Origin of the sequence: Providencia sp. PROV150 (genome assembly GCF_028481025.1) — a bacterium.
Taxonomy (GTDB): domain Bacteria; phylum Pseudomonadota; class Gammaproteobacteria; order Enterobacterales; family Enterobacteriaceae; genus Providencia; species Providencia hangzhouensis.
Genome location: NZ_JAMPPJ010000001.1, coordinates 48752 through 62134, shown reverse-complemented (window position 1 = coordinate 62134; position 13383 = coordinate 48752). Strand labels below are relative to the sequence as shown.

10 protein-coding genes are annotated in these 13383 nt (G+C 43.1%); 6 read left to right on the top strand and 4 right to left on the bottom strand.

Annotated elements, in window-relative coordinates:
• Positions 1-207: 207 nt before the first annotated feature.
• Positions 208-1254 carry an oxygen-dependent tRNA uridine(34) hydroxylase TrhO gene (trhO, locus tag PSE83_RS00290; RefSeq protein WP_272660579.1) on the bottom strand — a complete coding sequence of 349 codons (1047 nt, stop codon included), beginning with the start codon at positions 1252-1254 and terminating at the stop codon, positions 208-210.
• Positions 1255-1507: 253 nt separating this feature from the next.
• Between trhO and PSE83_RS00285 the strand changes: the two genes are divergently transcribed.
• Together PSE83_RS00285 and PSE83_RS00280 are read left to right on the top strand one after the other, a co-directional pair.
• Positions 1508-2143: a DUF1007 family protein gene (locus tag PSE83_RS00285; protein WP_004255842.1), complete on the top strand. Its 636-nt coding sequence runs from the start codon at positions 1508-1510 to the stop codon at positions 2141-2143.
• Positions 2134-3141, top strand: coding sequence for a nickel/cobalt transporter (locus PSE83_RS00280; protein WP_036957865.1), 1008 nt, complete (start codon positions 2134-2136; stop codon positions 3139-3141). Before PSE83_RS00285 ends, PSE83_RS00280 begins: the two co-directional genes overlap by 10 nt.
• 168 nt (positions 3142-3309) lie before the next feature.
• Here PSE83_RS00280 and ttrA read toward each other — a convergent pair whose 3' ends face one another.
• Genes ttrA through ttrB form a run of 3 tightly spaced genes read right to left on the bottom strand, consistent with a single transcriptional unit; the run spans position 3310 to position 8142 of the window.
• Positions 3310-6384 (bottom strand): tetrathionate reductase subunit TtrA, encoded by a 3075-nt coding sequence (ttrA, locus tag PSE83_RS00275; RefSeq protein ID WP_172767305.1) that lies wholly within the window; start codon positions 6382-6384, stop codon positions 3310-3312.
• A complete protein-coding gene (gene ttrC / locus PSE83_RS00270) occupies positions 6377-7423 on the bottom strand; it encodes a tetrathionate reductase subunit TtrC (protein WP_004255853.1) in 1047 nt (348 codons plus the stop codon). Before ttrC ends, ttrA begins: the two co-directional genes overlap by 8 nt.
• Positions 7405-8142: a tetrathionate reductase subunit TtrB gene (gene ttrB / locus PSE83_RS00265; RefSeq protein WP_036957869.1), complete on the bottom strand. Its 738-nt coding sequence runs from the start codon at positions 8140-8142 to the stop codon at positions 7405-7407. The genes ttrC and ttrB overlap by 19 nt, the downstream gene beginning before the upstream one ends.
• A 254-nt stretch (positions 8143-8396) precedes the next feature.
• On the opposite strand from ttrB, the gene ttrS reads away from it, so the two are divergent.
• The 4 genes from ttrS to mdtG all read left to right on the top strand — a co-directional run bounded on the left by ttrS (position 8397) and on the right by mdtG (position 13299).
• Positions 8397-10154: a tetrathionate respiration histidine kinase TtrS gene (gene ttrS, locus PSE83_RS00260; RefSeq protein ID WP_036957871.1), complete on the top strand. Its 1758-nt coding sequence runs from the start codon at positions 8397-8399 to the stop codon at positions 10152-10154.
• Between the two features lie 125 nt (positions 10155-10279).
• The gene (gene ttrR / locus PSE83_RS00255; RefSeq protein WP_004255863.1) at positions 10280-10876 is read left to right on the top strand and encodes a tetrathionate respiration response regulator TtrR; all 597 of its coding nucleotides are present in this window, start codon (positions 10280-10282) and stop codon (positions 10874-10876) included.
• A gap of 58 nt (positions 10877-10934) precedes the next feature.
• Positions 10935-11879: a Kdo(2)-lipid IV(A) acyltransferase gene (locus PSE83_RS00250; RefSeq protein ID WP_272514816.1), complete on the top strand. Its 945-nt coding sequence runs from the start codon at positions 10935-10937 to the stop codon at positions 11877-11879.
• 193 nt (positions 11880-12072) lie between these two features.
• Positions 12073-13299: a multidrug efflux MFS transporter MdtG gene (gene mdtG, locus PSE83_RS00245; RefSeq protein WP_004255869.1), complete on the top strand. Its 1227-nt coding sequence runs from the start codon at positions 12073-12075 to the stop codon at positions 13297-13299.
• Positions 13300-13383 lie beyond the last annotated feature (84 nt).

Genomic DNA, 13383 nt, shown 5'->3' with positions numbered 1-13383 from the left:
TATTTCAAGTCTTAAATTACACTTCTTTACAAAATGGCGTTACCTGCTGTAAACCATAAACAAATACCCCATGAATTTCATACGAAATGCATGGGGTATAAGCAACGTAATGACATCGAATGAAATAAATTTTTTATTTCAATTAATTTTATCTTGCTCTAATCAGCCCTAATTACAGGGCTTTCTTATTATAGAGAACATCAATAATTAGTTATCTTTATTTAATAACCCATCGGATAAACGGTGACGTGACTTATTAAAGATTTTATTACTGACTTCGCGACCTGCACGGCGTGCGCGTTGTTCTTGCTCTGGAAGTTTCATTTCTTCAGTGCAAGACGAACTGCAGCAACCTTCGTACTTTTCTGCACAGCTAGAGCATTGGATAAACAGCAAGTGACAGCCATCGTTACGGCAATTGGTGTGTGTATCACAAGGTGCACCACATTGGTGGCATTGTGCTAATGTGTCTTCTGTAATACGCTCTCCCATTCGGTTGTCAAAAACAAAGTTTTTCCCTTTAAACCTCAAAGGCAACCCTTGTTCCTTCGCCTTACGCGCGTATTCAATAATCCCACCTTCAACATGGTAAACATTTTTAAAGCCATTATGCAGCATATAAGCACTGGCTTTTTCACAACGGATCCCACCAGTACAATACATTACGACATTTTTGTCTTTTTGCTCTTGCAGCATTTCCACCGCCATTGGCAGTTGCTCTCTAAATGTATCTGAAGGTATTTCAATCGCGTTATCAAAACGCCCTACTTCGTACTCATAATGATTTCGCATATCGACGAAAACAGTATTTGGGTCATCAATCATTTCATTCACTTCGTGAGCTTTTAGATATTGACCTGTATTTGCAGGGTTAAATGTTTCGTCCTCAATACCATCAGCCACCACGCGCTCACGGACTTTCATACGCAGCACCCAGAACGATTTACCGTCATCATCAATCGCAATATTTAAACGTAAGTTATCTAATGCGGGGTCTGTTGCATAAATAAGTTCGCGCAATGCGCCCACATTAGATTCCGGCACACTGATTTGCGCGTTAATACCTTCTTTTGCAATATAAACACGTCCAAAAACGCTTAATGCTTTAAATTGTTGGTACCATTGATTACGAAATTCGTTTGGGTCTTGGATATTAAAATATTTATAAAAAGAGATAGTGGTGCGCGGCTCAACTTCTGCCAACATACGTTCTTTTAATATTTTATTTGAAATTTGGTTATGTAACACTGGCATGGTGTTCTTAATCCTATTTAACTCATTGATAATATTTTAATTTAAATAAATTCAGGCGAGCTGCCACCCTATTTAAATCTTGGTGAGTATTATCCCTCTTATTATGTTAATAAAAAACCCTTTATTTGTAGGGTTATCGTGATAAAAGTATTAACCAATCGTTTTAGGTTGAATTTTAAATCACTACGAGATATTTTAGTTTGCTTTTCGTTATGTTATAACATTTTTTTGATAAACCAATTTAGCTGACTGAATGATGCGATTTTTTCCTTTCTATTTTCTATTTCTGTTTATGGTTGCTCCACAAGTAGCGGCACACCCTCATAGTTTTATTGAAATGCAAATTTCCCTTGAAAGTAAACAAGATAAATACTCAGGGATTAGCTATGTTTGGAAAATGGATCCAATGACATCAGCGGATATCGCGTATGAATTAAAAGGCATTAAACCGGATGACCCGCGTTGGAAACAGCAAGAAGCTATTATTATGGCGAATATATTAATGCAAGATTATTTCACTGATTTTTATTATCAGGGGAAGAAAGTCAGTTTTAAACGTATTCCTGATAGCTACCATTTAGAAAAAGATGGCTTTTCTTTAGTTTTCTTCTTTACCGCTTCATTTATGCAACCCCTGCCTATAGCAGGTTCCCATGTGGAAATTCAAACTTACGACCCAACATTCTACGTCAGCATGACTTACCAAAATAAACAGCAAGTTAACCTACCTTTAGATATTGCAGCAAATTGCCAGATGGAACTACAAGAAGCAAATGTGACCGATTCAATGCGCGCCTACGCTTTCTCTTTAGACAAAAGTGATAGCCCAGAAGAAGATTTGGCACTTGGCAAACAATTTGCACAACGGGTTGATATTCAATGTCCATAATGCCTTTACGTACGCAAAGACTAATAATTACTGCGCTGTTTATGGGGCTTATAACCTATGCCGCTTGGCAGCTATACACCCACTGGGGATCATGGTTACAACTTAGCCTAGCTTGGCAAAAACAGTTAAACCAAGGGTTATCTTACCTATTGCAAGAAACCACCTCTCGTCCATGGTATGCAGGCGGGTTACTGGTGGTTGCCAGTTTTGCGTATGGTTTTTTGCATGCCCTTGGGCCGGGGCATGGCAAATTAATTATTACCACTTATATTGCCACCCAAGCGACTCATTTAAAACAGAGTGTTATCATTAGTTTACTTGCCTCGCTCTTACAAGGGCTTGTTGCGATTACTTTAGTTTCCTTAGTCTTGATCCTATTCCAACTCTCTACTAAGCATCTCAACCAAGCCAGTTTATATGCAGAGCAAACGAGTTATCTATTTGTCATTTTGCTGGGTAGCTATTTATGCATCAGCGCATTGCGTCGTGGCTGGTCAATCCGCAAATCAAGACACTTGGCACCACTCAAGATAAAAAGCATTCAACCACTGAATTCATCAACGAAAGCAATAAGTAAAACAAAAGCCCATAGCCACTCGGACAACTGTGGTTGTGGGCACCAACACGTTATCCAGTCCCATCAATTACAATCCAGTTTTAAAAGTAAGCTATTGATTATCCTATCGATGGGTATCCGCCCTTGCTCTGGGGCAATTCTTGTATTGCTGTTTTCTTATGTCATTGAGGTCTATGCGTGGGGGGTTATCGCTGCCTTAGCAATGGCAATGGGGACTGCATTAACTATTTGTTTAATCGCTATTTTTGTTCATTTAATGCGTGATAATGCGGTTCGCGTATCACGCTTAAAAGGAAAGTCATTTTCCCCATATTGGGCAATCACACTGAAAATTTTGGCAGGTATTTTATTTATTTTGATGGGGGTTTTGATGCTACAAAGCATCGGCTTAGAACAGTCGGTTTCGCCACTCTTGCGATAAACCATTAAAAAAGGGAGGGCTCCCCCTCCCAGGCATTTGCCGAAGTCACGGTGTGGTAGCACACCGTTTTATGCGCAATGTCAACTGCTTACTACTTATTGCCAACTACCAGATGGCTAATGGTGAAGCTATGCAGGTCCCCACCACTAGCCATCCTTACTACTTCATTTAACCAATTAACTCAATGCGAGCAGGTAAGCCTTGGCGTACCGATGCCCCCGAAACCCAATCTAACCACGTGTTAGCAACTTCACGTGTTGGGTCAGCAAACCCAAGGTCATTTAAGTTAATTCCTGAACCATTTGCCGCATTCATTGGCATAGGTTGGCCATCCAGATAATGCTGTTTCGCTCCCATCTCGGTATGCCCATAGCCATGTTCAATCGCAAGCACTCCAGGCATTACGCCATCAAGTACGCTTACTTGGGCTTCAGCATGCCCCCCCGGTGTGGTGATCCTAATCCAATCTCCATGTTTTACCCCCATTTTCGCTGCATCATCGGGGTGGATAGCAACAAGATTCGTCGGTTTCACATGGCGGAGCCGTTCAATAACGGTGGTTGAGCTGCTCATCACATGGGATTTAAATGACATCAGCTTCAGCGGCCACTCTTTTTCTGGGAATACTGCATTCACATCATCCCCATTCGCCATACGAGGCGGGTAATACGTCGGGCAACCGCTATAACGTTCACCCGTTATGGCATGGCGATTAACGGCCACCGTTGGGTTCCAAATTTGTAAGCCTTTTTTCCATTGAGGACCTGTTGCATCGCCATCCCACGCTTTTTCATAAGGCGCAAAACGGCCACCTCGTGTGAAAATATAGGCAACACGGCGAACTTCCTCTGGTTTTAAAGTCCGTGTAATAGCCGGTAAAATACGCTCCACGCCACTGATTTGGATATCTTCTGTTGCGGCTTCAGGGACTGGTTTCTCCCCTAACCACGCCATATTTGCAGCAACTCTTAAGTAATAGTCTTCCGCTGTATTGAGTGAATGCATGTTGCCATCCATATCCTCAATCACGTTATCGCCAAAGCCGGGTAAATTAAGTTCTTTCGCTACAGCAATACAGAAACTCTCCATCGAAACTGGCTGGCCGTCCGCTGTTTTCGCAGTACGTGACTCAACAATCGGCCAACGTGCTGTGCTGGCTTTGACCTGCACGCCAGACCATGGTGCACTAAACCCCCAACTTTCGAAGTTATGGGTATCTGGAACAATGTAATCTGCCAATGCCGTGGTTTCATTCATAAAGGCATCAATACCAATAATCAGCGGCAGGTGTTTAGGATCTTTCAGTTTTTCTTCCATCACCTGACGAATACCTGCAATACCATATACAGGGTTAGTCATATTGGTGATCCACGCTTTCAGTGCGTAGGGGTATCCCATCAAGGCAGATGCTAACTGCTCTGTTAATTGACCTTTAGCAAACGGGTACCAAGGGGCTTTTGCTGGGTATGGGTTTTCACCCGCTGCCTGACGTGCTTTGAACTCATCTGATTTTTCATACACTTCATTACTGCGCGACAGCACCACACCTTTAGGTTTCACTTTGCCTTTATAGCTGGCAATTTTATAACGCGGCCCATCGTTTTCCCCATTGAATTTACCACCACCAACAGAGACTCCGCCTTTCAAGTTCAAGTTACCGATCAATGCGTTAAGCATGATAACTGACCATGCAGTGTAGAAACCATTACCGCCCATCATACCGCCATGAGAGATGACAGCGGCTTTTCTATCATAAGAAGTTAATGCTTTACCCAGCGATTCAATCGTTTTCACTGGAACATGGCAACGCTGACTGTATTCTTCCAAAGTCATACGATTTGCCGCTTCTTTTAAACACTGGAAGCTAGATTTAACGGTCACTTCACTGCCATCGTGCAAGGTGACTTGGCGTGTCACAAAGAGCTCGGCTGTAGGCGTTTCATCAGCCAGTTTTAATTCACCCGCAGCATCTTGCACTAAATAAGCTTTCTCATTGTCACCTTCTCCTGTGATATAAGAAGAAATTAACAATTTACCTGCTAATGGGTGATTATCATCCGTGATCACTAAATGTGTTGAGTTAGTCCAGCTTTTCTCCCCCACGGCTTCCATGGATTTCTCACTTGGCACACTGAGGTATTTTGCGTTGTAACGGTTATTTTCAATGATCCAGCGGATCATCCCCATCACCAATGCCGCATCCGTACCCGGTTGCACAGGAACCCAATGACCGTGGTCATTCGCTAAAGTGGTTGTTAATGGTAATGCAGGTGATACCACCACATAGTTAAATGAATCACGTAAACGCGCTGTGGCTAACTGGCGGCCTTGGCGCTTAAATGGGTTACCTGATTGTGCAGGTGATGTCCCTAGGAATAGCGCGAAACGGACATTATCCCAATCGGGTTTAACGTGGGCATTTTTGTCCAAATCATCCATTAATGCACCGGAACCCGCACGGTAAGCCAGTCCACAATAAGAACCGTGAGCACCGAAGTTTTTACTGCCAAAAGCATTTTGTGCAAAGCGACGGATAAAGCCATCACGGCCGTCATCACCTGCGTTGGTCACTAATAATTGGTTAGCTTTTGGCCCCAGTTTAGGTTGAGATGGGTCTAAAGGCGTTTCTAAGTCACGGATCGCCCGTAAGCCATCCACATGCCCCTCACCAAATAAATCGCCCCCTTCAACCACTTCTTTAATCAGTTGTTCAAAACTGATGCGCTCCCATTTACCTTCGCCGCGTTTACCCACACGTTTCATCGGCTCAAGGATACGCAATGGGCTCGTTAAACCTTCCATTAACGTCGCACCACGAGCACAAGCAGTCGAACGGTGTTCAAGGCCTGATTCTCCACTCATTTTATTAAATGCCGTTTTCAGTGGCATGCCATAAGGAAAGTGCTCTTCATGGGAAAGTGGATGATAAGGGTTCCCCGCGATACGCAATACTTCATTTTTTGCTGTATCGACGCGAGCACGAATACCACACTGGGTCCAACAACCAAAACACTGGGTCATCGCAACCACTTGTTCTGGGTTTTCTTGCCAGCCTTTCAGTGCCTGCCCTTCAGGGCGTAAAGAGTTACCATTAAGCCTATCAAGAGTGACTTTACCTGACGTACCATTAACCAGACCATCGACTGCACGTTTGGCAACATCACGGTAGCTTGCACCAAATAATGCGATACCACCGACAACCAAACCACCTTTAATCCATTGACGTCTTGAGAATTTAGCCATGTTGCACTCTCCTCGCAAACCAGCGAACACCTTCACGAACAATAATTGTTAACGCAATCCATAAACCGAATGTACCGACGATAGCCAATAATCCATCTGTTCCCAGTGGGAAATGGTATGGGTTCGCGATAATGTTATATTTTGGAACCGCTTGAACTTCCATCAGGAAAATCCAACGTAATGACCAAGCAAAAGCCATTGAAATTAAAGCTAGAACAGTAATGTATGGAACGGAACGAGTCGCTTTTAAATTACTGACGGACATTGCGAAAGTGATTAACCACAGTGCACAAACCCCCATTAGCATCCACCAGCCTGCGCTTGCCGTATCTAACTGTTGGCGTACTGCGATACCTGAAGTGGTGTCACCTGATAACCACAACGCAAAGCACACCGCAAACAATAATAATGTCACAACTTGAAAACGCGCTAAGCGATTTTGATATTGAGGTTCACGGCGAGCGCCTAAACCAACCAGTGCTGGTAATGCTTGCAGAGCACTAAGGAACATCAATACCGGTATCCACCAGCTAAACCAAATTGGACGCGCGTTTAACACTGAGGCTTCACGGCCGGTATATAACAATAAACCGATGGCTGAAAATGCAGCTAACAAGGCAACCCAACGCGTTGCTTTGAATTCTTTTTTCCAAATCAGTTTCACCACTAATGCAACAAAATATAAACCAATAAATGTGGTGAATAATGGTAGTAATACAGAGCCCCACCACATCCAAGACCATATTGTTGGATGAGCGTAAAAATGCCATACCCTTGCGGTTTGGTGTAAATCTGCGGTTAGTGCTAACGGCGCGGTGATCCCCATCGTGATAGCAATAAATACAGCGATCATTTCTAAGCGGCTGTTTTCAGGTTTGTTTCTCCAATGAAGATAGCACGCGTACAGAACCGCACAAGACGCAATCCCAATGAAGAAGAAATATTGTACCGCCCAAGGTAGCCAAAAGAATTCTTGTGGCTGAGCCATTATTTCTGAAATATAAGTCACTTGGCCATTCATCAGAACACCTCCTGCCATAATGCGGGCTGCCCTTTGCCTTGCAGCGGTTGCACGAATGCGTCATCTAAACCTATATAGAAAACTTGTGGTAATGTGCCACTTTCCGGTTTGAGTACTTTTATTTCAGCCTCGTGCTCTGTCAGCATTTTACGAATAGTACTGTTCGGGTCTTTTAAATCCCCAATAATGCGCGCACCACCGACACAGGATTCAACACAAGCAGGTAATAAACCCACTTCTAAGCGATGAGCACAGAATGTGCATTTATCTGCAGTTTGCGTAGAGTGGTTGATAAAGCGAGCATCATATGGGCAGGCTTGCACACAATACGCACACCCAACACAGCGTTCGTTATCAACGACAACAATGCCGTCTTCACGTTGGAAAGTCGCTTGAACTGGACATACAGGTACACAAGGAGGGTTATCACAGTGGTTACATAAACGGGGTAACAGTACGTTGGTAAACCCTTCTTCACCTTTCACTGCGACTTGATATTGATTCACTGTCGTTCTAAATTGACCTTGTGGGGTTTGGTTTTCAACCGAACAGCTTACCGTGCAAGATTGACAACCGATACAACGGCGCAAATCAATCAACATTCCATAGCGTTTTTCTGGATTGCCTTCTCGACGTGTCGGGGAAAAATTGAGCCCTGCTTCTGCAATGGGAATCAACGATGCCCCCGCAGTTACGGCTCCAATTTGTTGTAGAAATTTTCGTTTACTCAGATCCATAATTGGCTCCAGTATTGACATTGCTAATGCGAAAATAAAAGTTATTAATCAATATGTTATTTGTATTACATGCGTTATTGACAATGGGTACAGTCTCGTTAAGATAACCACTGAAATTGTTATTTCTCTTTAAACCCGATGGGTTATCTTGATAAAGCTTGTAGTGCCATTGTAAGAAGAGTGGAGCCACTGCCCTATTGTGGTTTACCACATACCCGTAGCTAAATTGATCTAACGCAACGAATAACTCAAATATGTTAAAAAAATCGTCTAGACCGTTGTATCACATACTGTTAATCATGCTACTGACGTGGTCTTTGCCAGCAATTTCGGCCCAGTGGACTATCGGGGTATTGGCCTTACGTGGCCCCAGTTCAACCCAATCTCATTGGCAGCCTTTGATTGATACACTCAATGAGTCGATTCCTGGGGAGCGTTTTACGTTACAACCTCTCAATTTAGATGAGATGAAAGAGGCGATTTCCAATCGCAAGATTGATTTTTTGTTGACGAATCCTGCCCAGTTTATTCAGTTAGATAACCGCTATCATTTACGTTGGTTGCTCTCCCTTCGCTCAGACGTGGAGCCCAACAGCACAACGCGTAATGTTATTGGCAGCTTGATATTAGTTCGAAAAGACAGTGATATTTCAGAAGTTAAAAACCTAATAGGCAAGAAAGTCGGAGCAATTTCACCAGATGCTTTTGGTGGCTATTTGTTAGGTTACAAAGTGTTGAGGGATATGGGCTACGACGCTGCCAAAGACTTTAAGATGCAATTTTTAGGTTTCCCTGCAGATGCATTATTATACGCACTGCGTGATGATTCATTATCCGCAGCTATAGTTCCTGTCTGTTTATTAGAAAACATGCATAGCGAAGGGTTGATTGATAAAACACAATTTCGCCCATTAATTCAACATCCAAGCTCTCTCTCTTGTTTAACTAGCACAGAACTGTATCCAAATTGGTCTTTTGCCGCCTTAAGTGAAGTGCCGGACAATTTAGTCGACAAAGTCACCAAGACATTATTATCAACAGATAAAGCCGCTATGCGTTGGGGAGCTCCCGCGTCGGTGACTCAAGTCGAAACCTTACTCAGAGACGTTAACCAACATCCGCAACAGCGTCAAATCTGGCAGGATATCGTCAGTTGGACCATTCAAAACCAAATCACTATCAGCCTTGTCGCTTTATTTTTTGTGTTACTTGGAATAAATCATGTTTGGATTGCCTTTTTGGTGAGACGTCGCAGCCGCCAATTAGAAGAAGCGCATAATCGCTTGCGAGAGCAAGAAGCCAATTTACAAAAGGCACAACGGTTAAATATTTTGGGGGAAATGGCATCTGGGTTTGCCCATGAATTGAACCAACCGCTGTCTGCAATCCGCCATTATGCCCAAGGGTGTATTCTACGCCTGACTAAAGAGTCTGAAAGCCACCCATTAATTAGCGCATTAACTAAAATCGACGACCAAGCTCAACGTGGAGCCGATATCATTCGCAATTTGCGTCTCTGGGCGGGTAAACCAAGCCATGACCCCGCAATCACATTGAGCCAGCAATCGGTTAAACAGGCTATTAATCATATTTGGCAATTATTGCGTGCAGACCAGCACTATCCCAATTCGAGGTTAATTTTACCTGAAACCCCTGACGTCTCCCTGATGTTGCCAGACACGTTACTAGAACAATTACTTTCTAATTTAATCAGTAACAGTTTGCAAGCAGGGGCAACCCTACTGCGTTTCGAGTTTCATTTTTCGCAGCAACATTTTTTACTTGTTTTACAGGACAATGCTGGAGGGATGCCTGCGGGTCAATTAGAGCAAGGTATCACGCCATTTGCGACAACTAAAAAAGAAGGTTTAGGGTTAGGTTTAGTGATCTGCCAGCGTTTGATACAAAGCCAAGGCGGAGACATTCGTATCGAAAATAACCTAAGTGATGATGGGTTACATGGCTTAATGGTCACTCTTATTTTCAATTATCACAATAAAATCGTAGATTAAGCATGTTTTGCCACGTAATTGATAACATTCACATTAACTATATGTGACAATGGCTTTATTGCGATAATCAATGCTCATTATATAAAGCACCTTATTTGTCACCCTCTACACGACGAGGTATATGTATGCCAGTAATCCATCTCGTGGATGATGACCCCGATGTGACGGATGCCTGCCAATTCTTACTAGAAACATTGGGCTATAGCGTTACCGTTTGGAATGACAGTGAAACATTTATCCAAAATGCGGCATTACACCAAGAAGGTGTGGTGTTATTGGATATGCGCATGCCTAAATTAGATGGACGACAAGTTCACCAATACCTTAGGGAACAACACAGTACATTGGCTGTGATATTTTTGTCTGGCCATGGCGATATCCCGATGGCGGTGGAACAAGTGAAACTTGGCGCTGTTGATTTTCTACAAAAACCCATTGATAGCCAACAACTTGCTAAGACCTTAGAACAAGCTCAATCACAAACCACCAAAGCCACTGAAGGGCATTTAATTAAGCAGCGCTATGAAACGCTCACCCCTCGTGAAAAAGATATCTGTGGTTATGTGTTGCAAGGCTTAATTAACCGTGAGATTGCTGAGGCAACCTGTGTTTCTGTACGCACCGTTGAGGTTCATCGCTCTCGCGTCATGGAAAAAATGGCGGTTCGTAACTTAGCTGAGTTAATGAGCACCATGCAGGCAATTAACGCTTTAAACGAATAATTTGATATAGTTTAATCATGCCTTTTTATTAATTTGTGACTAATATATTCGGATAACAATGATACTAGCTCCAAAATTTCAAAAACGGTTTCTCCACCCTCGTTACTGGCTAACTTGGCTAGGCATTGGCGTGTTATATCTTCTTGTATTATTGCCTTATCCTCTCATTTATTGGATGGGAACGCGTTTAGGGTTATTTTCTAAACGCTTTTTGAAAAAACGGGTGAAAGTCGCAGAGCGAAATTTGCAATTATGTTTTCCAGACATGAGTGAGCAAGAACGGCAACGCTGTGTTGACAAAAACTTTGAATCTGTCGGCATGGGCTTATTTGAAACGGGCATGGCTTGGTTTTGGCCTGATTGGCGCGTTCGTCGCTGGGTCAAAGTCATTGGGGAAGAAAATGCTGTTGCTGCCCGCCAAACAGGTAGAGGCATTATCGCGCTTGGTGTTCATTTTTTAACCTTGGAAATGGGTGCGCGTGCCTTTGGCATGTTAAATCCGGGCATTGGTGTATATCGCGCCAATGATAATGACCTCCTTGATTGGCTACAAACCCGTGGGCGGTTACGTTCCAACAAATATATGTTGGATCGCAAAGATATGAAAGGCATGGTTCGTGACTTAAAAAATGGGGAAATTTTATGGTATGCCCCCGACCATGATTACGGCCCACGCAATAGTACATTTGCGCCTTTGTTCGCCGTAAAAGATGCAGCGACAACCAATGGCTCGCAAATTATTTTACGTCTGGCTTCCCCTTTAGTGGTACCTTTTACACCAAGACGTTTACCTGCGGGTAAAGGTTATGAATTAATCATTCAACCTGCCATTGATGATTTCCCAATTGAAGATAATGTGGCTACCGCAACCATGATGAACCAAATTATTGAAAAAGAAATCCTCAGATCACCAGAACAATATATGTGGCTACATCGCCGTTTTAAAACGCGTCCTGAAGGGGAGCCTTCGTTATACGGAGATTTAGATAAAATCCATCATTAATAATTAGTGTAAGCAGATAAATTATGGCGTGGTTTTTCAACTGTTTTTTATGATGCTTTTCTTGCTGTTTTTCATACTGTTTTTCCTAAATAGTCGGGTCTACAGCTAGGCGGGAAAATGAAGACATCCCAAAGAGCGTACATTAGGCAAATGAAGCCAACAACGCTGTAGAACTGAATATAACGGGAAAATTATGACGGGAAAAACAGAGTATTGGAAACGTAACCTATACGTCGTGTGGTTCGGCTGTTTTTTAACAGGTGCCGCCTTTAGCCTGATCATGCCTTTTCTCCCCCTCTATATTGAAGAACTAGGCGTTAAAGACCATGCCTCTTTGAACCTATGGACAGGGGCAGTTTTTAGTATCACCTTCTTATTTTCCGCGATTGCTGCGCCATTTTGGGGTCGATTATCCGATCGTAAAGGCCGTAAACTCATGCTGCTGCGTTCAGCACTAGGGATGGCTATCGTGATGGTGCTTATTGGTTTTGCACAAAATATTTGGCAGCTCTTAGCCTTAAGAGCCATATTAGGTTTATTGGGTGGTTTTGTTCCCAATGCTAACGCGCTGATTGCAACTCAAGTTCCCGTGAAAAAAAGTGGTTGGGCTATGGGTGTCCTCGCTACTGGTGCAGTAAGTGGCGCACTTATTGGCCCACTCATTGGCGGTTTTCTTGCTGACCAGTATGGCTTACGTCCCGTCTTTTTTATTACCGCAACGGTGCTGTTTATCTGCTTTTTTGTCACGCTTTTTTATGTCAGAGAACGCTTCACGCCTGTTTCTCGCAAAGATGCATTAACGAGCAAACAAGTTTTTGCCTCTTTACGTAATAAAAACTTAGTTATCAGCCTCTTTTTTACCACCATGATTATTCAAGCTGCTATGGGCTCAATCAACCCTGTCATCACGCTTTATGTACGTGACTTATCTGATTCCCTTGAAAACTTGGCCTTTGTCAGTGGTGTGATAGCTTCCATTCCTGGTGTTGCGGCTTTAATCAGTGCGCCCATGTTAGGTAAACTCAGTGACCGAATAGGCCCTGAAAAAGTTTTACTCGCCGTGCTGGGCGCATCTATTTTTGTATTATTCCCAATGGGGCTGGTAAGTAGTTATTGGGAGCTAGGCTTTCTCCGATTTATGCTTGGGGCTCTGAATGCTGCGCTATTACCCGCAGTACAAACGTTAATTATCTATAATATTTCCCATCAAGTAACGGGACGTATTTTCAGCTATAACCAAGCATTGCGAGATGTTGGGAATGTGACAGGGCCATTGATGGGGTCGTTTGTCGCTGCAACTTACGGTTTCAGAGCCGTATTCTTTTTCACCGCTGCGTTAGTTCTCTTCAACTTAATTTATTCATGGTTAGTCATCAGGCGCCAATCCGATGGCCTGCGAGCCTCCCCTACCGACCAATAAGCCTCTTGCTATTTTTTGTACAAAAACCTGATGATTTATAAGCTTTATTGCCTTACTTTCCTTAAAATCAAATTTTAACACATA

Coding starts and splice junctions, on each gene's coding strand:
- ttrR (WP_004255863.1), top strand. CDS start 10,280: ATGCCAGTAATCCATCTCGTGGATGATGACCCCGATGTGACGGATGCC.
- PSE83_RS00285 (WP_004255842.1), top strand. CDS start 1,508: ATGATGCGATTTTTTCCTTTCTATTTTCTATTTCTGTTTATGGTTGCT.
- PSE83_RS00250 (WP_272514816.1), top strand. CDS start 10,935: ATGATACTAGCTCCAAAATTTCAAAAACGGTTTCTCCACCCTCGTTAC.
- ttrS (WP_036957871.1), top strand. CDS start 8,397: ATGTTAAAAAAATCGTCTAGACCGTTGTATCACATACTGTTAATCATG.
- ttrB (WP_036957869.1), bottom strand. CDS start 8,142: ATGGATCTGAGTAAACGAAAATTTCTACAACAAATTGGAGCCGTAACT.
- trhO (WP_272660579.1), bottom strand. CDS start 1,254: ATGCCAGTGTTACATAACCAAATTTCAAATAAAATATTAAAAGAACGT.
- mdtG (WP_004255869.1), top strand. CDS start 12,073: ATGACGGGAAAAACAGAGTATTGGAAACGTAACCTATACGTCGTGTGG.
- PSE83_RS00280 (WP_036957865.1), top strand. CDS start 2,134: ATGTCCATAATGCCTTTACGTACGCAAAGACTAATAATTACTGCGCTG.
- ttrA (WP_172767305.1), bottom strand. CDS start 6,384: ATGGCTAAATTCTCAAGACGTCAATGGATTAAAGGTGGTTTGGTTGTC.
- ttrC (WP_004255853.1), bottom strand. CDS start 7,423: ATGGCAGGAGGTGTTCTGATGAATGGCCAAGTGACTTATATTTCAGAA.